The sequence below is a fragment of the Mycobacterium simulans genome (genome assembly GCF_900232995.1).
In the GTDB taxonomy this organism is placed as follows: domain Bacteria; phylum Actinomycetota; class Actinomycetes; order Mycobacteriales; family Mycobacteriaceae; genus Mycobacterium; species Mycobacterium simulans.
Genome location: NZ_OCVX01000003.1, coordinates 269,189 through 292,200, shown reverse-complemented (window position 1 = coordinate 292,200; position 23,012 = coordinate 269,189). Strand labels below are relative to the sequence as shown.

The 23,012-nt window shown below is 64.5% G+C and carries 18 protein-coding genes and 2 pseudogenes; 5 read left to right on the top strand and 15 right to left on the bottom strand.

Translation table 11 applies throughout. The features are described 5' to 3' along the window. Positions 1–5: 5 nt before the first annotated feature. Both MSIMFI_RS27685 and MSIMFI_RS02020 read right to left on the bottom strand, forming a co-directional pair. Positions 6–131 (bottom strand): SpoIIAA family protein, encoded by a 126-nt coding sequence (locus tag MSIMFI_RS27685; RefSeq protein ID WP_224770219.1) that lies wholly within the window; start codon positions 129–131, stop codon positions 6–8. Continuing rightward, positions 74–2,281: an FUSC family protein gene (locus MSIMFI_RS02020; RefSeq protein ID WP_224770037.1), complete on the bottom strand. Its 2,208-nt coding sequence runs from the start codon at positions 2,279–2,281 to the stop codon at positions 74–76. The genes MSIMFI_RS27685 and MSIMFI_RS02020 overlap by 58 nt, the downstream gene beginning before the upstream one ends. A 192-nt stretch (positions 2,282–2,473) precedes the next feature. Between MSIMFI_RS02020 and MSIMFI_RS02015 the strand changes: the two genes are divergently transcribed. Next, on the top strand, positions 2,474–3,229 hold the full coding sequence (locus MSIMFI_RS02015; protein ID WP_191495935.1) for a Mut7-C RNAse domain-containing protein: 756 nt from the start codon (positions 2,474–2,476) through the stop codon (positions 3,227–3,229). Positions 3,230–3,239: 10 nt separating this feature from the next. On the opposite strand, the gene MSIMFI_RS02010 is transcribed toward MSIMFI_RS02015, so the two are convergent. From MSIMFI_RS02010 to MSIMFI_RS01990, 5 genes are all read right to left on the bottom strand, one after another. Beyond that, positions 3,240–4,640, bottom strand: coding sequence for an alpha/beta hydrolase (locus tag MSIMFI_RS02010; RefSeq protein ID WP_224770036.1), 1,401 nt, complete (start codon positions 4,638–4,640; stop codon positions 3,240–3,242). Between the two features lie 154 nt (positions 4,641–4,794). Then, positions 4,795–5,280, bottom strand: coding sequence for a hypothetical protein (locus tag MSIMFI_RS02005; protein ID WP_191495934.1), 486 nt, complete (start codon positions 5,278–5,280; stop codon positions 4,795–4,797). 32 nt (positions 5,281–5,312) lie between these two features. Beyond that, complete coding sequence (locus tag MSIMFI_RS02000; RefSeq protein WP_191495933.1) at positions 5,313–7,004, bottom strand: thiamine pyrophosphate-binding protein; 1,692 nt, start codon at positions 7,002–7,004, stop codon at positions 5,313–5,315. Between the two features lie 17 nt (positions 7,005–7,021). Then, positions 7,022–7,705: an LpqN/LpqT family lipoprotein gene (locus tag MSIMFI_RS01995; protein WP_191495932.1), complete on the bottom strand. Its 684-nt coding sequence runs from the start codon at positions 7,703–7,705 to the stop codon at positions 7,022–7,024. Between the two features lie 87 nt (positions 7,706–7,792). Next, positions 7,793–10,168: a lysylphosphatidylglycerol synthase transmembrane domain-containing protein gene (locus tag MSIMFI_RS01990; RefSeq protein WP_191495931.1), complete on the bottom strand. Its 2,376-nt coding sequence runs from the start codon at positions 10,166–10,168 to the stop codon at positions 7,793–7,795. Positions 10,169–10,232: 64 nt separating this feature from the next. Here MSIMFI_RS01990 and MSIMFI_RS01985 point away from each other — a divergent pair, with 64 nt between their 5' ends. Together MSIMFI_RS01985 and MSIMFI_RS01980 are read left to right on the top strand one after the other, a co-directional pair. Next, positions 10,233–11,186: a class I SAM-dependent methyltransferase gene (locus MSIMFI_RS01985; RefSeq protein ID WP_191495930.1), complete on the top strand. Its 954-nt coding sequence runs from the start codon at positions 10,233–10,235 to the stop codon at positions 11,184–11,186. A gap of 289 nt (positions 11,187–11,475) precedes the next feature. After that, positions 11,476–11,721: pseudogene (locus tag MSIMFI_RS01980) on the top strand (hypothetical protein); the annotation flags it as partial. A gap of 38 nt (positions 11,722–11,759) precedes the next feature. Here the strand turns inward: MSIMFI_RS01980 and MSIMFI_RS27680 are convergent. The 3 genes and pseudogenes from MSIMFI_RS27680 to MSIMFI_RS01970 all read right to left on the bottom strand — a co-directional run. Beyond that, positions 11,760–11,876 (bottom strand): annotated as a pseudogene (locus MSIMFI_RS27680) (FIST signal transduction protein); the annotation flags it as partial. A gap of 3 nt (positions 11,877–11,879) precedes the next feature. Further along, entirely contained in the window at positions 11,880–13,115 is a 1,236-nt protein-coding gene (locus MSIMFI_RS01975) for an ATP-binding protein (protein WP_191497973.1), read from the bottom strand. Between the two features lie 159 nt (positions 13,116–13,274). Further along, a complete protein-coding gene (locus MSIMFI_RS01970) occupies positions 13,275–14,432 on the bottom strand; it encodes an FIST signal transduction protein (RefSeq protein ID WP_191497972.1) in 1,158 nt (385 codons plus the stop codon). Between the two features lie 236 nt (positions 14,433–14,668). On the opposite strand from MSIMFI_RS01970, the gene MSIMFI_RS01965 reads away from it, so the two are divergent. After that, positions 14,669–14,914 (top strand): hypothetical protein, encoded by a 246-nt coding sequence (locus MSIMFI_RS01965; protein ID WP_186241621.1) that lies wholly within the window; start codon positions 14,669–14,671, stop codon positions 14,912–14,914. Positions 14,915–15,004: 90 nt separating this feature from the next. On the opposite strand, the gene MSIMFI_RS01960 is transcribed toward MSIMFI_RS01965, so the two are convergent. Further along, the gene (locus MSIMFI_RS01960; RefSeq protein ID WP_191497971.1) at positions 15,005–16,264 is read right to left on the bottom strand and encodes an MFS transporter; all 1,260 of its coding nucleotides are present in this window, start codon (positions 16,262–16,264) and stop codon (positions 15,005–15,007) included. A gap of 94 nt (positions 16,265–16,358) precedes the next feature. After that, positions 16,359–16,568 (bottom strand): hypothetical protein, encoded by a 210-nt coding sequence (locus MSIMFI_RS01955; protein WP_186241622.1) that lies wholly within the window; start codon positions 16,566–16,568, stop codon positions 16,359–16,361. Between the two features lie 251 nt (positions 16,569–16,819). Between MSIMFI_RS01955 and MSIMFI_RS01950 the strand changes: the two genes are divergently transcribed. Beyond that, the gene (locus MSIMFI_RS01950) at positions 16,820–17,026 is read left to right on the top strand and encodes a hypothetical protein (RefSeq protein WP_191495929.1); all 207 of its coding nucleotides are present in this window, start codon (positions 16,820–16,822) and stop codon (positions 17,024–17,026) included. Positions 17,027–17,262: 236 nt separating this feature from the next. Here MSIMFI_RS01950 and MSIMFI_RS01945 read toward each other — a convergent pair whose 3' ends face one another. From MSIMFI_RS01945 to MSIMFI_RS01935, 3 genes are all read right to left on the bottom strand, one after another. Continuing rightward, on the bottom strand, positions 17,263–18,549 hold the full coding sequence (locus tag MSIMFI_RS01945) for a metal-dependent hydrolase family protein (RefSeq protein WP_191495928.1): 1,287 nt from the start codon (positions 18,547–18,549) through the stop codon (positions 17,263–17,265). 512 nt (positions 18,550–19,061) lie between these two features. After that, positions 19,062–20,693, bottom strand: a complete 1,632-nt coding sequence (locus MSIMFI_RS01940; RefSeq protein WP_191495927.1) for a fatty acyl-AMP ligase — start codon at positions 20,691–20,693, stop codon at positions 19,062–19,064. Positions 20,694–21,139: 446 nt separating this feature from the next. Beyond that, the gene (locus MSIMFI_RS01935) at positions 21,140–22,714 is read right to left on the bottom strand and encodes an MCE family protein (RefSeq protein ID WP_396819298.1); all 1,575 of its coding nucleotides are present in this window, start codon (positions 22,712–22,714) and stop codon (positions 21,140–21,142) included. Between the last annotated feature and the right edge of the window lie 298 nt (positions 22,715–23,012).

Here is a 23,012-nt window from a genome sequence, read left to right as displayed (position 1 = left end):
TCACGCTAGGCTCGCACCCACTGCCAAGCCGCGGCCAAGCTATCGCGGTCGAATGTCCGCAGCTCGCCGGTCATCACAAGGGCCGCGGCCACATTGACGCACCATTGCTCCCATCGTGGTGCGCCGACGATGGCGACTTTGTCAAAGTCTCGGCGGTGCTCAGCTTGAGGCCGGCATCCGCGCCCAGGTGGGCAGCGGCTGCGATGATTGCCCGTTCGATCCGGCGCAGCGAATGCAACGCGGTGAGGAGTCGTCGCGTATTGTGCGGTGGCTCTGCCTGATTGGACGTGCCGTCCTGCTGCCTGGCTAGGGTTTCGGCGGTGTCGAGCAGATCGGCCGCGGGGCTGACCGTCACGGCGTGGGCTCCGTCGAGTGCGGCAACCAGCGCGTCGATGTTGCGTTGCGTCTGCGCTGCTGCGGCGGACACGGCATCCGACAACTCTTGAGGGCAGTGCGGGTCGTGATACTGCTCGCTGCTGCGGGCCAGGTTGCGTGCGTATCGGTCGCAGGCGGTGAACAGGTGCAGGCTCCTTTGAATGCTGCGTCGGCCGGCGAACCCGGCAACCCCGGCGAGCAGCGGCTTGGCGGTTTCCCGGAACTGTTGCAGGTGTCGGTCGAGTTGACGCGCCTGCTCGGTCGGGCTCGCGGCGTCGTCGTCATCGAACATGCTCGCGATGGAGGTCTGGATCAGTGCGGACAAGGACATCAGGAAGGCGCGGGTGTCGTTGCGGATGGTCGTTCTGATGTTGGTCGGCAGTACCAGGATCGCGACGGTGACGCCGATGACGGCGCCGATGGCGGTCTCCTCGATGCGCAGCAGCAGCACGTCGAAGCTGAAGTTCCCGAGCAGCCCATACAACAGCGCCAGCATCGTGGTGATCCAGAACGTCATAAGGCTGTAGGTGACCTTCATGAAATAGAAGGCGCAGAACAGGCATACGAAGATCATGACGAGCGAAGCGGCCTTGTCCCCGGCGACCAGCGTGGCGATCAGCATGCCGCTCGGCACGCCGAGTGCGGTGCCAAGCAGGCGCTGCCAACCCTTGGTCAGGGTTTCGCCCCAGGAGTTGGTCCCGGCGAAGATCACAAACGCCGCGATCACCGCCCAATACCAGCGCTCCGGCGATACCAACTCGCCAGTCATGATGGCCAGCGATGCTGCGATGGATACCTGGATTGCTTGACGGGTCGTTGGCAACAGGCCCGCTGGTTCGCTCGCGGCGCCGGTGTTCACACCATTGTCGTCCGATGCCGGTGTGCTTTCGCCGTGTCCGGCAGGTACCGCGTGCTCGACCAGTGCCCGGACTTCGGCAGTGGCCTTCGCCGCGGCGATTATCGCTAAGGCAAGTCGGCGCACCGCGGGTTCGCTGTCGTGATCGGTTGAGGTGGGCTGAGGTTCCTTGTCGAGTACGGCTTGAGCCAGGTTCGCGGCTTGTTGCAGCCCGTCGGGTTGGGGGACCCTTATCGCCCAGGCGAGTTTGGTGAGCGCGCCAGCCAGTTCGGTGCGGGTGGCGACGGGTATTTCCGCCGCGTCGGCCGCGGTCCGCTGACCCGCGATCGCGACCCACTCGACGGCCAGTTCGGCGTCGAATAACCACGGGGCAAGATGTTCGGCGCTGACTCCAGGCGCCAGCGTGGCCGGGTTGGACGTGTCCTCGATCTGGCTTTGCACCATCAGTGCGGTGGCGTTGAGCCGGGTAATCCGCGCGCGTATGCGGCGCCGCCGACGCTCGTCGAATCGGCCCGCCCGGATCGCGTCGGCGGTGGTGTCGACGACGATGGCCATCCGCGCTCGCAGCGAGCGAATCGTGGCTCGCAGCACGCGTTCTGGTCGATCGGGCATGACGTAGGTGCTCATGACAAACGTGCACAGCGTGCCCACCAGAACCGCGCCGATCAGCCACGGCAACTCAGCCAGGTTTGCCCGCAGGTACAAGGTGAAGAAATAGGCCATGAACGCGACCATGCCCAGCGCCCGCCCGCGGGCATCGAAGCGGCGGATATAGACCGCGATAAAGACGATCACCACGAACACGATTTCGGCGGCGATCTGGTGGGGCGCGAGCAACGTGGCCGCGGTGATGCAAAGCGCGGCCGGCACCGGCAGCAGAGCCATGGTGATCCTTTGCTGCTGCGGATCCGGTTCGGTGACCGATCGCGCCGCGATCATCGTGATAACGACGCCGAGCAGAGCGACCGTCAGGGACTGCCCGGTCGCCCTGGTCAGCGCGTATAGCACCAGCAGCGAGCAGGCCAAGGCTGCCGTGGTCCGGATTGCCATCCGAAGGCGCAGCAGCCCGGGATCCGAGCCGATCGTCCAGATTCGCGCGCGCTGATAAAGCGCCGCTACCGAGGTGAAAAGTGTTGCGGCTGAGTCAGAGTCGGGACGCCGATCGGACCCCCGCGACCGCCTCTCTTGTCGTGATTCCCCTATATCTTGCCTCCGGGCGATTCCGTCGGTGACCATGAGCAGATGACCGGCGATGTCGGCCATGTAGAGGTGCGCGCATACGCCGAGCTCAACGACTTCCTAGAGCCCGGGTCGCGCGGTCTGACCGTGCGCCGTCCGTTCCGTAGTCATCAGACGGTGAAGGATGTGCTAGAGGCAATGGGCATTCCGCATACCGAGGTCGACCTCATCCTGGTGAACGGCGATCCCGTGGACTTCTCCCACCGGCCGACCGCGGGGGACCGTATCGCCGCCTACCCGATGTTCGAGGCGGTCGACATCGGGGCGACGGCGAAGCTGAGGCCGGTGCCTCTGCGTAATCCGCGGTTTGTCGTCGATGTCAACCTCGGGCGGCTGGCGAGGCTGCTTCGATTGCTGGGGTTCGACGTGTGGTGGTCCAGCGACGCCGACGACCCGACGCTTGCCGACGTCAGCCTCGATCAGCAGCGGATCCTGCTGACCCGAGACCGCGGCCTGTTGAAGCGCCGGTCCATCACGCATGGGCTGTTCGTCCGCTCACAAGACCCCGAAGAGCAGACGCTCGAGGTGATACGGCGATTGGACCTACGCCAACGGTTGGCGCCGTTCACCCGGTGCTTGCGGTGCAACGGCGGGTTGGCCGTGGTAACCAAAGACGAGGTGCTCTCCCAGCTTCAGCCGTTAACCCGCAGGTACTACCAGGAATTCAGCCGGTGTGTGGAATGTGGGCAGATCTACTGGGCCGGTTCACATCACGCGAGGATGGTCAGTCTCGTCGAAAGACTCTGCGGCCAACTCTGATCGACATGCTTCAGGGAACGCTGAACGTGGGGAACTTGGAGAGCGCGATACAGGACTGATCGACATCGACGCTCGGGTTGTTGAGGAATGCCGTCATGATCGACTGGGCGCAGGAGGAAGTCGGGAGCACTCCATGACCCACCCCGGGGAAACGCAAAGCCAGGGAGTTGTTGAGCCTGGGGGTGATCTCCCTGACCCATTGCGGCGCGGTGCTGGAGTCGAACGAGCCCGACAGGATGAGCGTGGGAACCTTGCTGAACACCGGAAGGGCATCGGCGGTATCCGACCTGCCCAGTCCCCAGGCGCCGCACTCCCGGAAGATCCAGCTGCCGGTCGGAGTAATCCGCAGGACCGAATCGGGTAGCAGCGGCATCGCCGACCGCGCCTTGGATAGGGCCTGGTCCGGCGTGGTCCAGTTCGCCATCTCCTGGCAGTACGCCCCCAACGCCAGCCCGGCGCCCAAGAGACCGCGTTCTGGCGGCGGTGGCACATTCGCCGCGATCCCAGCGCCTGCCAGACTGCCGTCACCCTTGGAGAGGGCGAAGATCATCCGTGGAATGTCGGTCACTTTGGCGGGATCGGCGCTCCAGTCGATCAGCAGAGTGACCAGCTTGGAGCCGTCGATGGTGACCTTCAGCACGTCGTCACCGTTTGGGGCGGTGGTGGTGGCCTCCAGCGGTTTCTGGCTCAACTTGTTGACGGTGTTGAGGAATACCGTCGGCAGGTCCGGGTAGGCGGCGGCGCAGGTAGGTTGGTCGGCACACGCCGCGAAGATCGCGGCCAGGCCGCTGGCGGGAGCCTCCCACCAGTGCTCGACGAGGTTCAGGTTTGGCGGCACCACCGAATCCAGGACCACCGACCGGATGCCCTGCGGATGATTGCGCAACAGCTGCTGCGCCAGATCGGTGCCGTAGGAGACGCCGTAGACGTTCCATTGCTCGATGCCCAATTTCACCCGTAGGTCGGCGATATCGGCCGCGTTCTCCCGGGTGTCGTAGGACGCGAAATGCACACCGGTCGAAGTCAGCCGCGTCCGGCAGGCGGTGACCGCTGCCGCGTCCAGGTCTGCGGTCGACTGAGCCTGGAAATCCAATTGCACTGCTGTGTCGGCGAAGTCGTCCATTTCGGGGCAGCTCAGGTGCGGATCGCTATGAACGGTGCCACGCTGGTTGACGAAAATGACGTCGCGGTCGGCGTTCATTCCGCCGGCGACCACTCCCAGCGCACTGAGCGTGCCGGCACCACCGGGACCGCCGGCCAGGAAGACGATGGGGTCCGGCTTCGGCTTATCGCTGGCGGCCTTCACCTTGGCGACGAGGATCCGGATCGTGCGACTTTTCGGATCGTCGCGGTTCTCGGGCACCGTGAGGTACCCGCAGCTGTAGTTCGAACCCAAATCGGCCTGCGGCACGCCGGGAAAGTTCGGCTGTGGACAGGGTGCGGCCGCGTACGAGGTGCGGTCTAGGGGCCCGCGGGAACACGCGACGACAAGGCCCGCAGCAATGACCGCTGACAGCAGGCAGGACAGCGCTGTGCGCAATTGATTCGCGATGTCGGCGTAGGAGTTATGTTGCCGCAGTCAACCGGATGGCTACCAGTTTCAACCGGTCAATCGCCTCGGCGAACTCCTCCCGCGTCGGTATGCGGTCGTCGCGGAATTTCAATCCCATCATGCGTTGTGCGCGCTTGACGCCATAGGACTGGGCGCAGCGCTGGTAAAGATCGGGAACGATCGCGGAGTCCCGGACGAGTTCGCCGCGCATCGCGGTCGTCTTACCGTCGTAGTTGACCTGGGCGTCCCCACCGTCGCGGAAGTTCGCCTTCCATGCCGCGCTGGTCAGCGTATAGAGATCGCCGTCGATCACGTGGGCGCTCAACGGAATTGAGTACTGCCGCCCCGATTTTCGCCCGGTGAATTTCAACACCATCAGCTGCTTACGCAAGGGGCCCGCGAGTGGAGTACCCAACAGGAGGACTAGCCCCGGGTTGATGAGGCGAAGTAGCGCCGAAGGTGGATGTCCGATGTCGACCGCATACGACTGTTCTGTCATGCCAACACCGTATGACCAAATCGGTCCGCCAGCTACGGGTTGACCAAGACGTCGAGCAGAAAGGTCTGGCCAACGGCCACGACGTCAAGTGCGCGCTGCAGGGCCGGTCGCAGCATGGCAGCTGCGTCCACACGCTCGCCGTCCCCGCCGTAGGCTTGCGCGACCTTGACATAGTCGGGTGTGGGGCTGATGACGTCGCCCACGAAGTTGCGGTCGCGAACGGCTTCGCTGTCGGGGAAGTAGCGCAGGACGTTCCACGTCTGCGACGCCAGACCTCGGTTGTTGCAGAGCACGATCAGCAGCGGGACTGAGTACTCCTGGCTGAATCCCAGTGCCGCCGGGACTGGGTTGTAATGCCAGGCCCCGTCGCCCAACACCGACACGACGAGCTGTTGGGGCTGTGCGAGTTTGATTCCCAGTGCGGTACCCAGGCTGGTCCCCAGCGCCCCGGCCCAGCCGCGGTACTGCCGAATGGGCTTGTGCTCGAATAAAAACTGAATCATGTGCGGCACCTGGGCGATGATCTCGTCGACGCAGATCGCATCATCGGGCAAGGCGTCGTGCAATTGCCGGAAAAGCTCGGCCGCCGGTACGAAACCCGTTGGCTGCGAGCGTGATTGACGGGAGTCGTCGAGGTCCTTGGCGCGAACCGCCTGGGAGTGGCGCGACCAGCGTTGCACGGCATCGGGCCGGGGGGTCGACCGCATGCCCAGGTTGGCGGCCAGCGCGCGGAGGTTGCGGGCGAGGTCTCCGGGGATGGTGTGGGTGGTTGGGTAGCCCCAGTACGCGGCCCGCGGGCGCAGCGGGTCCTCCTCGGCGTGGATGACGGCGCACCCCGGGCGCAGCGCCGGATGCGGCGGATGCCACGGCGCGTTGCAGCCGGCCAGCAGAATGGCGTCGACCTCACTGGCCTCACCCAGCACCGCCTCGACCGGTCCCGCGCCGTAGAGCGGATGACTGCGCGGGAAGTTGTGATAGGCGGGACTCATGAACTCAAAGACCGGTGCTGACAGTGCTTCGGCGATCCTCACCAGGGCGTCGCGTGACTCGTCGGTGCGACCGCCGTGTTCGGTGATGACGAGTGGGCACTGTGCGTCGGCCAGAATCTGAGCGGCTTGATCGATCTGTTCTTCGCTGGCCACAACCGGGGCCGGCGTGACCCAGTCCGGAATCTCGTCGTGACCCGTGCCAACCAAGAGGTCGAATGGGATCTCCAGCAGCGTCGGACCGCGCGGCACCGACTCGGCGATGAGGCAGGCGCGACGCAGTTCGTGCACAAGTTCGGAAGCGGTTCGTGCCCGTTTCGCCCATTTGACAACGGCTTCGGCGTTGCGCGCTGGACCGACCAGATCGACAAGCAGGGAGGGCCACTCGGGACCGGGGTCGGCACTGGGATCCTCGCCGTAGCTAAGTGTGTCCGGTGCCAGCACGGTCATCGGGGTCCGTTCCTGCAGCGCGGTGTGCAGGCCCATGGAACCGTTTTGGACCCCCAGTGACGACGGCAAAAACACGATCTGGCTTCGGCCGGTGGCCTTGTAGTAGCCGGAGGCCAGACTGACCGCCAGAAGTTCATGGCGGCACCGGAAGTAACGGGGTTTCCGGTCGTCGGCCCTGCGGGCCAGCACTTCCCAGATTGGCGCCATGACCGCGATCGGAGAGGCGAACACGCAGTCCACACCTTGGGCTTCCAACTGCCCTAGAAGGACCTCGGATCCGTTCGGCATGGGATCGCGGTTTTGCGTCAGGGCGTGATGGTCGTCTGCTCGTCGATGACGTTGGTGGCATCCATCAATTCGCCCGTCTCGGCGTCGAGGGCGTCGGCGTCGAGCTGCAGCACGTACACGCCGTTGGGGCCGGTGATCACCACCGTCTTCTGTGCGACGGTCCGCTTCTTGCCGTTCTTGGTGTAGGAACCACCAAGCTGCCATGCCTGAAACCCGCCGAGCGTGGACGCGCTTCCGTCGCCGGAGCCCTCGTATCCGGGCAGGTTCTTCAGTTCACCCGGAGCGAATTGGATGATCTTTGCCGGGTCGACGTCACCGGTCAGCTTGGAGACTAGCGCCACGATCGTCGGTGGATCGTTGGGATCGCCAGGCTGTGTGAAGACGATGCCGCCGTAGGGCGCGTTGGAGCTTTCGGGGAGTAACTTCCACCCGTTGGGCACCGGCAGGTTGATGGTCGGGGAGCCGGGATCGCCGTGATGGACCGGGGTCTCCTGAATGTGGTTGTCCCTGATGTAGTCGGCGATGGTGTAGTTGGCCTGCGGGCCCGCCGTGCCGCTGGTTGTCGGCGGTGCGGTTGTCGATGTCGAGGTCGACGTGGTTGTGGACGTTGTTGTCTTGGTCTCGCTCTTGTTGTCAGAGCCGCAACCAACCAGCGTCAAGCTCAGCGCCACAGTCGCGACAACCGCAGTGAGGTCCTTCATCTGTTGCACTCCCGAAACTAATGGCCCCGGTACCAGCGCCGGCGACGTCGGACTGAGACTAGCCGAAATGACACAGCTCGGACGCAGTTAGATCATCTCGTTTGCGGTGAACCAGCGCATCACCAGCCAGCCGAGGAATACCGGAAGCCAGCACGTGAGCACCCGGTAAAGCAGCACCGAGGGCACGCCGACGGCCGCAGGCACACCGAAGGCGGCGAGCCCACCGATCAGCGCCGCCTCGACAGCGCCGACGCCGCCGGGTGTCGGAGCCGCGGAGGCCAAGGTTCCGCCCACCATCGTCACCACGGTGACCGTGACAAACGTCGTGCCGCCGCCAAAAGCCTCGACACTAGCCCACAATGCCAACGCGGCACCGAGAGTCGTTCCGGCGCAACCGAGCAGGATCAGCGCCAATCGTTTCGGTTCGCGGGCAAGCTCGATGAGGTCGCTCCACACCTCCCTGAGCCTGGGGCGCACCGCGGTCGCCAGCCAGCGCCGCAGGTTGGGCACCATGACAAAGGTGCCGACAATACCCAGCGCCACCCCGGCGATCAGATACAGCACGGTGGCATTCGGGACGAAATGGGAAAGGTCGGTCGACGTCCCCGCAACAGCGCTGAACAAGATCAGCAGCACAATGTGGACGATTACTTGCACGGCTTCCAGCAGCGCCACCGCCGCGGTGGCCCGCAGCGCACTCAGACCCGCCTTCTGCAGGAACCGAGTGCTCAGAGCGAGCCCGCCGACACCGGCCGGGGTGGTCGTCGCGGCAAAAGTGTTGGCCACCTGCATGAGTGATAACTTCCAAAAGCTCACCAGCCCGTCGGCGCAGGCCCACAACGCCCCTGCCGCACCGAAATACGTCAGCGCCGATACCGCCAGGCCCAGCAGCGCCCACCACCAGTTGGCGGTCCGCAGCTCGGAGAAGAACGTCGGCACTGTGCTGATGAAGGGATATGCGACATAGACCAGCGCGCCGATGAGCACCAGTTGGATGACCTGACTTCGGCTGAACCGGGTGATCGTTTCGGTCTCGATCTGATCTGCACCGGTTTGGCGCATCACCTCCGTGCGGGCGCGGGCGATAGTGTCCGACGCGTTGGCCACCGATGCGCGGATCCGTTTTGGCACAGCCGATTTGGTGAGCCGACGAGAGGCGATCAGGATGGCGTCTTTGCCAAACGCGTCGATCGCCGCGCCCACCGCGGACTCCGCGTCATACAGCGCTGACGTGGTCACCAGCAGTTGGGCGATGTCGGATTGGAGTTGGGCTTCGGTAGCGCCGTATTCGGCGCTACCGAAGCCGCCGAAGAGTACGGTCCCGTCGTCGACGGTGATCTCATGGCAGCGCAGGTCCCCGTGCGAGATCTGATGGTCGTTGAGGGTTCGCAGCGATTCCCACACGCGGGCAACCGGCGTCTGGATTGCGCATTCGTCGAGCGGAATGCCCCGAACGGGCTTGTGCGCGTACAACGTCCAGCCCCGCTCGAGCGTGGCGACGGCGATTGACGACGTGTTGGCGACGCCCACCTCACCGATGGCGATGGCCATCAGTGCGCGATGCTCGACGGCGCGGCGCATCGACGCCTGCAGGGGTGCTGTCTCGGAGCCGCGCAACCGCAGCTTCCACCAGAGCTGTCGCAGTGCGCCGCCGCTGCGTTGATGCGGCCCGTACAATTCGACGGCCGCCCTGGACTCGGGATCCGTTGACATAGCAGACAATACGAGCGGCCCGGGCCCGCCGGGCCGGACCACGGTGAGCATTGACGCAACGAATCCGCGTTTGGTCAGCGCGCGAACCGCACCATCGAGCGGCACTTCAAGAGCGGGTGTGCCGACGACCAGGACCACGAAAGCGCCAACAAACCACCCCACGGCCAGCCCCACCAACGAACGGGCCGGCACGATGGCGCTGACGACGAGGTGGATCGGGACGAAGGCCAGCAGCAGCGCCCACCACCAACGTCGCCAACGCGCGGGCAGCCAGGGACCCGACACCGTGAGCACCGCCGCGAGCATCGCGATCCACCGCGGGTCGTCGAGGAACTGGGCCGGCAGGGTGGTGAGCTTGTCCGAGAGGTCGAAATGCCATCGGGGCGCTGCGATGCGATTGCTGCTGATCGACAAGGGCAGAACGGCCATGAGCCCGGCGGCCGCATAGGCGCCCAACAGCTTCCACTGCCGGGAAATGATCAAGCCGATCAATATCACGAACGGCAACGCCAGGATGGCGATGCCATATGCCAGATAGACCAGATCGGATTGCTTGGGGGTGAGGACACCGACGATCTCCGAGATGGATTTCTCCAGCGCCACCCACCGCGGCCGGGTGATCAGCGAACTCGTGATCACCACTACGAGGAAAATCGCCGCCAGCACGAGCCGGATGATGTCGTTGGTCCGCCGGGTCAGTGGTTGCAGCAAGCTGCCGGACACGGCGATGTCGCGCCCGTCAACTCGCATGTCGCAAACTTAACCCGCGACTTGCGGCGGATTCCGCACATCTAACTCACGTAGGGTCGCCACTATGGCGCGAACCGATAACGACAGCTGGGAGATCACCGAGAGTGTGGGGGCCACGGCCCTGGGCGTGGCAGCGGCTCGCGCCACGGAAACCGAGAGTGAGAATCCGCTGATCAGTGACCCGTTCGCACGGGTTTTCCTCGACGCCGCGGGCGACGGAATTTGGAGCTGGTTTGCCGCTCCCCAGCTGCCCGACGAGGTTCTCGAAGCCGAGCCCGAACTGCCGATGCAGATGCAGTCGATGGTCGGCTACATGGCGTCGCGGACGGCGTTCTTCGACGGTTTCTTTCTGGATGCCGCCCGGGAAGGGGCGAGTCAGGCGGTGATCCTGGCGGCCGGCTTGGACGCGCGGGCGTGGCGGTTGCCCTGGCCCGGCGGCACCACGGTCTATGAACTCGACCAGCCCAGGGTGCTGGAGTTCAAGGTCTCGACTTTGCAGGAATATGGGGCCGAACACGGGGCCGAGCCCACGTGCAACCGGGTCAGTGTGCCGGTGGATCTGCGCCAGGACTGGCCCGCGGCGTTGCAGCGGGCCGGTTTCGATCCCTCGGCCCCGAGCGCCTGGTCCGTCGAGGGTCTGCTGCCCTACCTCCCTGCGAGCGCTCAGGAATTGCTGTTCGACCGGGTTCAAAGCCTCAGTGCTGCCGGCAGCCGGATCGCCGTCGAGGCGCCCGGACCGGACTTCCTCAACGCCGATGTGCGCGCGCAGCGGCGCGAACGAATGGATCGGATTCGCACGGCGATGGCCAAAGCGGACCCGCAGCGTGAGATACCCCGCACCGACGAGTTGTGGTACTTCGAGGAGCGCCATGACGTGGGCGACTGGTTGCGTCAACACGGCTGGAATGTGACGGTGACGCCGTCCCACGAGCTCATGGCGGGGTATGGCCGCGGCGTTCCCGAGGGAGTTGAGGACACGTCGCCGCGCACCCTGTTCGTGTCTGCGGTGCGCGCATAGCGGCATTCGTCGGCGACTTGCTGCTTGGTGGGTGGCTGTTTGGTCGCGTTATCGACGGCGTCCTGGGCTGCAATCACATCCGCCACACACGTCCGCCTGCGTCCTGGGGACCGACGACGGGTCGAGCGTCTGCTCGACGTGTGGGACGGTGCTACACCGGCTGCATGCCCCGTCCGTCGGGTCGTTCGTCGGCAAGCTGGGCAAAGCCGATCGCGATCCGTCCAACTCGACTACGCTTGTCCGACATCGAGCGTAGCCTCTGCGTGGAGGTGCAGCATGGGGACTTGCGATGGCAAGCGATCGGGGCGCTGACCCCAGCCCGGCAAACGCAACTCCAGGCGCGGATGACCGTAGGCGGGAGGCTTCGCCGGCAGTCCTATGTCCCAAGGGCCACGTGAACGCGTGGGACTACAAGTTCTGTGAGCGGTGCGGCTCACCTATCGGCGTGGTGCCCTGGCCATCGGACGAATTACGCGCACCCCCGACGACGCCCGCGCGATCTCGCGTCTCCCTCGTCGTCGTCGCGGCGACACTAGCCGGCAGCTTTGACTTCTCGGCGGAGCAGGTCCTCGTCGGCCGGCAGCCCTGCGACACGATCGGAACACTGTGCGTTCCGGGCAGCCGCACGCCCACGACACCGGAGGCCAGCACGTCGTGGCCGCGGGTTTCCTCACCGGCGCCGCGTCTGCGAATTCAGCTGGTCCACAGCGCGCTGACCGGTAAGGCCGCAAGCTTCGGGCCGAACGGCGTGGCCTCGGGCGCGGCGGTGAGCAGGACGCCGAATTGAAACCGGTCACCGAGCCTGTCGGCGAGATAGCGCAGACCGCGCAGGTCCTCGGCTCGCGGCGTGCTGGTCGCCTTGACTTCGATGCCGCAGACCCGCCCGGCGGGGTGTTCGAGTACGAGATCGACTTCGGCTCCGCCGCGATCGCGAAAGTGCCAGAGACTCGCCCGCTCGGCTGACCAGGTGAGTTGCTTGCGGATCTCGTTGGCTACGAACGTCTTCAGGAGCGGGCCGAGCGGGCCACCTCGACGATCCAGCGTCGTGCCCGTAACCCCGAGCAAATGACAAGCCAGGCCACTGTCGGACACGACCAGCTTGGGCCTGCGAATTACCTTGCGGCTCAGGTTGGTCGACCAGGCCGGCACCCGGTAGATAAGGAAGGCCGCTTCCAGCAAGGCCAGATAGCCGTCGGTGGTGCGGACCGGAATCGACAGCTCGCTGGCCAGCGCACTCACGTTGAGTTCAGCACCGGTCCGCGCCGCGCACAGCCGGAGCGGTCGGGGGATTTCGGCAAGCCGCTCGATCGCCGAAAGCTCGCGGATGACCGATTGCGTCGCGGTGGTGAGATAGTTGTCAAACCATGGGCGGCGCCTCGACGGTGACCGGGCGACGATGTCGGGAAAGCCACCGGTGGCGATCCGTTCGACCAGGTCGGCGCGCCGCATATCCGAGCCGTGGATCAGCTCGCGTGGGGCGGTGAACAGCAGATCGACGAAGTGGTCCGCGAAACCGGCACGCTCGCCTTGTGAGAACGGCCAGAGCTCGATGATCTCGACCCGGCCGACCAGCGCGCTGGCCATGTCAGGGGCGGAGAGCAGTCGCGCCGATCCGGTCAACAGGAAGCGGCCGGGCCGGCGATCCCGGTCAACCTCGGCTTTGATCGCCCGGAACAGTCCGGGTTCGAGCTGCACCTCGTCGATAACCAGCGTGTCCACCGGCCGGGATACGAATGCGCGGGGATCGTCACGAGCAGCATCACGGTTGGCGGCGTCGTCGAGGGAGACGACTTCACTGGACCTCGGATAGTCAAGTCGCGCAACGAGTGTGGTTTTTCCGACCTGACGCTCGCCGTTGACGACGACGACCGGGGTGTCGGCGAGAGCGGCCAGCGCGACGGCTCCAATCGCGCGTTCGACGACGGCCAGCCAGACAGAATACATTGCTGATCTGTCCACATATGTGCTGCTGATTCGTCCTATATAGCACTACGGATTTGTCCGCTTAGCTGTTGCGGATCCGTCCGAGGTCGAGGACCAAGGATCTGGACGCCCGGCGTGGGGCTGGGAACCGTCCCGATTGCTTATTTACGTGTCTTCGACGAACAGCGCCATCGACGCGGTAAATCCGTGCAACGCGTTGCGGCCAGCGATCGGACCGATCTCCCCGGCCGCGAAGAAACCGGCAAGTGGAATCCCGCCAAGCAGGTCTTCGATCGTCGACGCGTCGTGGTCGGCGACCCCGAACATCCGCCGCCCGCGCCCATTGCAGGTGAACAACAGCGCGCCAACCGGACGCCCGGGCAGCTCCGCTTCCGCACGTTCCACGGCCAGGCGCAGATCCTTGTCGGCACCAACCGCGTCACGGACCTGGAACTGCGCGGTCGTGCCCACCTCGACAACCTCGCCGATCTCGATCGCCCCGGTCGAAGGATCGGCGCCGAGCAGCCCGCGGATCATGAAGTCTCCCTGACCCGGAGCCGCCAGACGCTCGTCGACGACGATCCCGATCTGCAGGCCGCGGGTGACCAGTTCCTGCTCGTCGGGCGGCAGTCCCACGACGATCTCACGGAGGCGCTGTAACGGCGACCGGCCGCCGAGCTCGGTGATCAGTGCGCCGTCCGCGGCGGTGACGATGTAAGGGTGGCCGATCGGCCGACAGCCCTGCGACACGATCGGAATACCGTGCGCGCCGGGCAGGCGCACACCCACGACCCCGGAGGCGAGCACGTCGTGGTCGCGGAACAGCCGGGTGTATCCCGGCCCCATCCCACCGCTGACCACGCCGCCGACGACGGTCGTGCCCGGTAGGTCGGTGTTGAGGTGCTCGATGAGCAGGTTCGACGGGAAGGTGTACGGGTCGGGCAGCAGCAGGTGCAGATCGTGCGCGGTGCGGTCGAACCGGTAACCGGTGAGCAGGGCGCCCGAGTCGGTGCGGACGAAGTCCAGCTGGAACGTCTCGGCGGCCAGGCCGGACGCCAGCCACACCGCCACCGCGGGCTCGTTCTCCATTTCATGGCGGCCGGCGACGATTCCCTGGGCGACGCAACCGATCAGCGCGGGCGGCTCGACCGTCTCCTGCACAGCGTCGAGGACGTCTACAGCCTGGTCGGTGTGTGATCGCGATCCGAGCAGCACGGCCAGCGACGGCGCCTCGCCCGCGAGCTCGTCGCGCGCGTGCGCTGCAGCCTCCACCGCGGCCTGCCGTGCGTCCGGCGCGGTGGAAACCCCGACTCCGATCCGCATACTTCCATGATGCGCCGCCCCGGGGCGAAACGATGCGTTCCGGACCGCGAGCGTTGCGCGGCGCGCGGCTTGCCCGATGGCGTCCTGTCTGCGCGAGCAGCGCGGCACCCCGCCTGGATTGGTGTAGGCATCCACGCACGCTCCAACTTCGATCAGGCAGGGCTTGTCGGGCTTCATTTTGATCTCGATATGGCCTGCGCCGAAGCAGATTTCGACGGCATCGAGCATGCCGCGAGTTGGTCGGGGGGACCTCGCTGGTGGACGGCGACCTGACGGGCGACCACCAAGCCGGCTACCCCGTTGGCGTTGATGTGGTGTGTCTTCGAGATGTCGCAGACGTGGTGCAGACTATCCGGGCTCACAGTGTCGACAAGGAATCCGACATTCAAGCTGTGTTGCGAGACGTGCCGCCGTACATCAGCGCGCTGACAATCTTCGTGGTCGGTGTGTGGTCACCGGCGGCGAGGATCGGATGCCGCTGACCCAGGAGTGGGAAGTGCCGCGCGAACAGGCCGTCCCCCTCCGCCGGTTCGCGCCGCGCACGGATCGGCGGCCACCTTACGGGCGACCGGTTAGGACAGTGCCCAGTTTTTGGTTTCAGGTAGGAGGTAAACGGACGTCAGGCTGGCGAGTGCGAGCACTGCCATCATGGTCCCAATAGCCCAGCTGCCGAATGTCGCGAGCAGCGTGCCGGAGATGAGCGGTGGGACGGCGCCACCGACAACGCCACCGAGATTGTAGGCAAGTCCCGCGCCGGTGTAGCGGTAGCGGGTGGGGAAGATTTCCGGGATGAACGTGCCCACGGGCCCGTAGGACACGCCGAGGATCACATAGGTTCCGACGATCCCGACCGCGAACAGGGCGGGCGCGCCGGTGTTGAGCAGGGGCATGACGGCAAACGACCATGGTAAGGCCAGGGCGAATCCGCACAGGATGATGCGCCGCCGGCCCAGTGTGTCGCACAGGCTGGCCGATGCAACGGTGACCGTCATCAACATCAGCCCACCGAGGATGCCGACCCCGAGGATCAGGTCGCGTGAATAACCGAGCTGCGTGTTGGCATAGCCCATCAGACAGGTGCCTGCCATGAAGCCGAACGTGAAAGGGGCGAACATGACTCCGGTTGCGAGGAAGACCAGGCGCAGCTGGTTACCCAACAACTCCCCTAGGGGCACTTGGGGCGCGACTTTGCGATTCTTCTCGGCAACGAACACCGGTGTTTCGACGATGTTGAACCGCAGGTAGAGCGCCACCACCACCAGCGCTGCGCTGAACAGGAATGGCAGTCGCCAGCCCCAGGCCATGAACGTCGGACTCTTCTCACCGATGGTGGAGTTGACCGACAAAAAGACGGCGCTGGCCAGTACGGTTCCAGCGCCGACACCGAGTTGAGTGAACATCCCGTATCTGCCACGCTGGCCGTCGGGCGCGTATTCCGCGCTTAGCAGTGCTGAGCCGGCCCATTCACCGCCGACGGCAAATCCCTGCAGCAGCCGCATAATAACCAGGATGAGGGGCGCGGCGATTCCGATCGACGCGGCCGAGGGAACCAGCCCGACAGCGACCGTCGACAAGCCCATGACGAGCAGGGTGACCACAAGGGTCTTCTTGCGTCCGATCCGGTCGCCGAAGTGTCCGAAGAAAGCAGCCCCCAGCGGGCGTGAGACGAAGGCCGTGGCGAACATCGCGAACGCGGCGACTGTCGCGATGTTCGCTCCCAGACTCGGGAAGAACACCCGGGGGAATACCAGCGCCGCGGCGGTGCCGTAAATGAAGAAGTCGTAATACTCGATCGCGGTTCCGACAAAGTTTGCCAGCGCTACGCGCAGCATTGGCGCGGGCGGGCTGGGCTGGTCCACCCACCCTTGCGAGCCACCAACACTTGCGATGCGATCAATCCATCGGTCACGTCCCGGCTTCTCCCGGTCAGCTGCGCGACTCAGCGCCGTTGGCGAACGTCGGAAAAGTCCACTCCAGAATGGGAGTCCGTCGGCGGCGCGCCGTGCCGTCCGCGAACGACCGACAATTGCCGACACACGCCATTTGGGCGGACTCCACGCTCACCACACCGACCTTGCCGACGGTGCCCTCGGCTGCCACTCGCCGATTCAACGCGATAGTCAACTTCGTGGTCACATCCTGACGGTAGAGGTGTTGAACTGCGCAATCCTCCTGAAATTGGCTCTAAATCAGGACCGTCGTGGCTCAGGCGATTGGGGGACACGGCAACGCCGCGGTGCAACTCGATGAGCTCCTGACGTGCGACCAGCACGGCTTGCAGCGGTCCATTGTGAATAGATTCCGAAATCCGGCTGCAAATCTTCCGAGGCCGTCGTCGTCTGGCAAGCAGCTCTTCGCGCGGCGCTCAGACGCGCCACCGAGCGGACATGCTGTTCCTCGATGCGGAGCACCGCCAGGGCCGTGCCGCGCAGAAACGCGTACAGCGCGAAGAGAAATGCGGCGTCCGCCCATCCGCTCGTCAGTATGTGGTCTTGAATCCCGGCCACCACGAACCCGACGAGCGTGAAGGCCAGCACCGCCCGCCGCGCGTCGCGACGACACATGCGACAGCGCAACTGGTGGGACCGAAGTGATCAAACCCGGCCGGATCCCGACGTGCCCACGTCATCTTGGTATCCACGCCGCGTAGCGAGCACGCCGACGATGGCGGCCACGCACCACGCCACCAACGCCCAGCATGCCGACTGCGACTGCAGATCCCAATTGCGGCACCCGGCGCGGTTGTAGACGAATGCGCGCGAAGCGAACTGATAGGCGTACCAAAGGTGTTATGCCACAACGAAATTACGCATGCTCGCAACGCATCAGTTCAGCGTGCTTCCGAGGTAGGTGGACTCTGGGCACTGTTCTTGACCAGGCGGCCGTCCTTGATGATGGCGGTGAACGCTTCGTCGGGACGTGCTATCAGCGATATGTCGGCAACCGGGTCGCCGTCGATGAGAACTAGGTCGGCCAGGGCCCCTTCGGCCACCACACCCAAGCGTCCCGGGTACGGGTTGCGGGGGCCGGACATGGCCAGCAGCTCGGCATTGCGGATCGTCGCCTGCTGCAGCACCTCGGCGGGTGTGAACCAGCGGGTGAGCTTGGCGAGCATGGCGCCTTGGCGGCTGGCGAGCTCGGGGGCGAACAAGATATCCGTGCCGAACGCGATCTTGACCCGATGCTTAATGGCGAGCCGATACGCGGTGTCGGTGCCGACCGTCATCTCCCGTAGCTTTGCTTGGTTTTCGGGAGGCAGCGGAATCGTGTCCTCGTCGCCGAGAAACGGTTGCAGACACCACCAGATGTCCCTTTCGGCGAGCAACGCCGCGGTGTCTTCGTCGATGAGTTGGCCATGCTCGATGCAACGGACGCCGGCGGCGACGGCGGTTCGGATCGCGCGCGGCGTATAGGCGTGCACCGTGACGTAGGTGCCCCAGTTCTCGGCGGCCTCCACCGCCGCGCGCATTTCGGCCTGCGTGAATTGGGAAACGTCGAGCGGGTCGTAGTTGGAGGTCACACCGCCGCCGGCCATCAGCTTGAGCTGCGAGGCGCCCCGGCGCAGCATCTCGCGCGCGCCGCGCAGCACCTCGGCTTCGCCGTCGGCGATCACGGCGGTGCCGATGATCTCGGTGTAGCTCAGGTGGCCGCATATGCCGCGCGGCACCTCGTGGGGCAGCCTGAAGTCGCCGTGTCCGCCGGTCTGGGAAATGAAGCCACCTGCCGGGTAGATCCGCGGCCCCGGGATCACGCCCTCGTCGATGGCTTGCTTCATGCCAAACACTGGTCCGCCGAGGTCGCGGACCGTCGTGAAGCCCCGCAACAACGTCTCCCGGGCGCTGACCATCGCGCGGGCATATACATAGCCGATGTCGCTGGTCTGGGCTACCGGGGCGGCGATGGTGGTGAACATGGCGTGCCAGTGCGCGTCGATCAACCCGGGTATCAATGTCTTGCCGGTCCCGTCGATCGTTAGGCCCGCCGAGCTGGGTGATCCCGTCGGGGTGAGCGATGCGATCCGGTTGTCCCGGACGGTGACGTCCATCGGTCCGGTGATCCGGGCGTTGACGCTGTCGAACACCTTCACGTTCGAGATAACCAGCTGGTGTGTTTCCATCACGGGCACCTCGCTCAGACTGTAGGAACGTAATGTCGGCGGGTTCGCCGAAGTCCAGTTTCGTCCAGGCTAGAGATCCTCGCTGTTACAGCGGCAGCTGCACGGTCATCCGAATGATGATCCCTAGCGCTGTATTGGTGCGAAGGAGCGGAAGTTAGGAACACAGATCGTCGCTGTACGCGAGCGGCATCGGTAAAACCCGTGCAGCACAGCTGCCTTAGCGGCGGGCGAGGATGTCGATAATTTCGTCGCGAATGAGCCGATTGCCCGAAGGCGAGCGAACTACGTTGTACGCCAACGATTGTCGGCGATTCTTGGTTGCATGCGAGGCATTGTCGGCGGTGGAACTGGGCCACCCCGCCTGGCTCTGGTCGAGGCCGCTCGTTTCGGTCTAGAGGTTTGTTATGGCATGGCTTTCACACCTTTTGTTTCCCTGACCAGGAGCAGAGGGCGCTGTCGCGCGCGAACAAGTAGCACGACGAGAACAAGGTCGTACCTCTCGCCGCAGCAGATCAGTCGAAGAGGTTGAGGGCGTCAGAGCGGCGTAGCTTGCCCGACGGGGTCTTTGGAATCGTTCCGGGTTTGACCACGAAGACCCGACGGGGTCGGACGTCGACTTCGCCGACGACCTCGTGAGCGACGTCATGCCGGATCCGGCGCACCTCTGCTGTGTCGTCATGTGCGGCTGACTCGACGACAACGATGAATGCCTCGCGAGTATCGACGCGGGTTCGGACGGCAACCGCGCACCCGGGCCGGACACCGCGCACCCGTCCAGCGGCGCGTTCGATGTCGGTGGGATAGATGTTGCGGCCGGCCATGATGATGACGTCTTTGGCCCGCCCGCACACCACCACCTGACCGGATTCGGTGAGATAGCCCAAATCGCCCGTGTTGTACCAGCCTTGATCGTCTTGGGCTGCAACGAAACCGGCCATTGTGGTGTACCCGCGGGTCACGGGTTCGCCCCGCACCTGAATCGCACCCACCCCGCGAACCGGCAACACGGTGCCGTCTTCGCCGGTGATTCGAATCTGTATGCCTCGCAACGGAGGACCAAGCGTTGCCAGCCGACGTGTCTTGCCCCTGGTGGTAGGCACCGCTTGATCCAAGGCCGCCAGCAGATCGGGGTCGACTTCGTCGACAACAAGTCCTGCGCCGCACTCGCTGAACGAGACGGCTACGGTGCTCTCGGCCATGCCGTACGCCGGCACTATGGCCTCGTGACGCAACCCGAATGGCGCGGCCGCCTCGCAGAAGTCCTCGACATCGGCGGGTTCGACCTGCTCGCCGCCAGATAGCGCCCAACGCAGCGTTGACAAGTCGAACTGGCCGGGGTCGGCTTGTTGGCGAAGGCGTCGAGCGAGCAGCGTGTAGGCGAAATTGGGTGCGGCCGTCAAAGTGCCCTTGTACTTGTCAATTAGCTTGGCCCACAAAAGCGTATCCCGCAGGAAATCGATCGGGGTGACCTTGACCAGTTCAGCGCCGACGTACATCGGGACAGTCAAGTAGCCGGTCATCCCCATGTCATGGAAAAGTGGCAGCCAGCTTACGATCACGTCGGTCTCGATGTCGAACTGAGCACCGATGAGCATCGACTCGGCGTTGGCCACGAAGTTGCGGTGACTGATCTGCACCGCCTTGGGCGATCCGGTGGAACCCGACGTCAGTTGCAGCAACGCAACATCATCTTCGCCGGTGTCGACTGGGTCGATCCCGTTGGCTTCGAATAGCTGCGCGACTGTCAAGACCCGGATCCCGAGCTCACCGAGTGGTGCGGCCGCTGCCATGAACGGATCGGAGACGACGACCACCGTGGCCTCGATCATCTTCACGACCGCCGCAGTCTCCTCGACCCAGCGTCGGATGTCGGTTCGCGGCGTGGGTTGATGCACCATGGTCACACTGGCGCCACGCATCCAAATTGCCTGGGCGGTCGGAGCGATTTCCACCGGGGCGCCGGCAAGCACCGCCACGGCATCGCCGCGTGCGACGCCGGCGGCGCACAGACCGCCTGCGATCCGACGGGCGCGCTGGTGCACCTCACCCCAGGTATGGCGCACCGGAGCAGCTGGCTCGCCGGTGACCATTCCCTTGAGACTTGACTGGGCTGTGGCGTACATCGTCTCGGTAAATCTGCTCACGGGCGGCCTCCGCCGGAATATTTTGTGTGGTCCGTAATCGACATGCGCCCGTGCTGTATGAAACACCGTTTAGCGGAGTACATTCGGTAATCAACGTCATAAAGACAGTTGCAATTTACCTTGATCGCAATATCAATCGCTAGTCGATCTCAATGCACTTTAATGGTCGCTCTTCACCAACTTCGGATTGGAATGCGTTTAGTGTGTCCGTTTCAGCGTCGAATACCAAGGGGAGAAATGCCCACAATTACCGGAGCCGATGGTGCACTATGTGCCGTTTACACCCATTGGACCGCCAAGCCGAACAATTTGCATCACTCTTGAGGATCCGCGGATGCGCCAATGTGCACCATCACGGCGGTGCTCGTCACCGGCGCTGCCGATTGACGCCGGATCAACTCAGCTCAAGAGTTTTTCGCAGGTGCGCGGACCGCAGGTGCTGCACGCTAGTGCAGGTCAACGCCGGGAGCTGGCCCCAGCATCTCTTGCCATCCGTCGTCTCCCGTTTTGGCCGAGTTTTCGACGGAATATTTCACTCCGTCAGGTCCGACGAGCTCACCGGTTTGGGGACTGTAGACCGCGGTGGGAGGCCCGCCCGGAGTGTAGACACAGGGGTTGGGCTGTTGTCCGCTGCACTGAACGCTGCCCGAACTCGGTCGTTGCAGCGGGTCGCTGACAGGTGGTGGCGTCCCACCGGTTGGCAGCCTGTCGGCCGGTGTCGGGTTCATGCCGTTATTCACAGACGGCGCCGGGATCACCTGGCCGGGCTTCACTGGCTGGTCGCAACGCGCTCCAGGCGCAGGGCACGTGAGGATCTGGTTCGGGTCGCCGAACCAGGGGTTGTTGCCGGCCGGAACGTACGGCTTGGGATCGCGGCATTCCCGCGGGCTGGCCGCCCGCTTGCCTGGGACATCGACGCATGGGATGTTCCGCGAACCGCGTACGTTGTTGGCGGGCGTCTCCGCCGGAATCTTGCAATAGTGTCCGCTCGGTACCGGCTGAAGGCTGGTGTCCGCCGGGGAGCGCCACTCTGATGGCGGGATGAAGCCAGTCAGACACGGCGGCGGCTGGTTGATGGATAAGGCCAGGTCTAGCGCGGCTTGGCCGGGAGACGGCACGGCGATTGTCTGGTCGATCGAGGCGCCCTGCGGCATGTACACCAGATACTGCTCGATGCCTTTGTGATAGCGCTTGAACAGCTCGAATACGACCTCAAGGTTGGCCAGCGTCTGTGGCAGTGAATCGCCCACCTGAGTGAAGACCGAGTTCACCTGATCGGCAGTCGGAGCAGCGCGGGAGAGAATGCTTTTCAGGTTCTGGTCCCGTTGTGCGGCTTGCGCAGCCAACAGGTCTAGGTTGTGCGCCCACCGCTCGATTGCGCTCGCCGATCCGACCTGACTATCCAGGATCGGTCCGGAATGCTGGATGATGTCGTTGATGTCATCGATCTGGGCGTGAAAGTCGCCGACGGTTTCCTGGGTCGAGTCGACCAGCCGTTGTAGGGCCGGGCCCAAACCTCCGACTGACTGTGCTGTCTCGTCGAGCAGCGAGCTGATCTTGTCTTTGGGCAACGCGGAAAGGCCGCGGTTGGCGGCGTCCAACGCGGGCCCGATCTCACTAGGCACCGTGCCCTTGGTGATCGTCTGCCCGGGCAAGAAGAACTTCCCCACGTTTGCGGTCGAGACCAGGTCCAGGTACTGCTCTCCGACCGCAGACACCGAGTGGACGTTGGCCACTGCGTCGATGGGGATCTGGTAGCGGTTGTCAATGCTCAACGTCGCTCGGACGCCCCCCTCGGTCGGCTCCACCTCGGTGACAGTGCCGATCGTGCTACCGCGATAAGTCACGTTGGCCGTTGGGTACAGACCGCCCGATGCGGGCAGCTCCGCGATGAGTGTGTAGCGACCGACACCCATCTTGCTTGGAATCTGGAGGTAATACACGCCCAGTACCAGCAGCGCGACCACGGTCAGGATGCCAAACACCACTAACTGGCGAATTTCAAACCGGGTTATCACCATTGCCGGCTCAATCCCCTTCCCCCGATACACTTGCTGATGGTCGCCGTATTGTCGGCGAATGCCACGAAATTGAACCGGTGTTAAGAAGCAATATCAAGTCCGAGAGCGATTAGCCCGGCTCCTTTCGGCGAGCAAGTGGCGGCGTCGCGTCGGTGGAACAACGCGCGCACAAATACGATTCTCGGTGAGCATCTCGGTGTCTTTTGCCGCTTTAACTCGCCGCGGCACCTCGGCTGCGCGGTTTAAAGCGGGGGCAGGGATCGTCGCACTCGTGCCGCAAATGTGGCGAAAATCACTG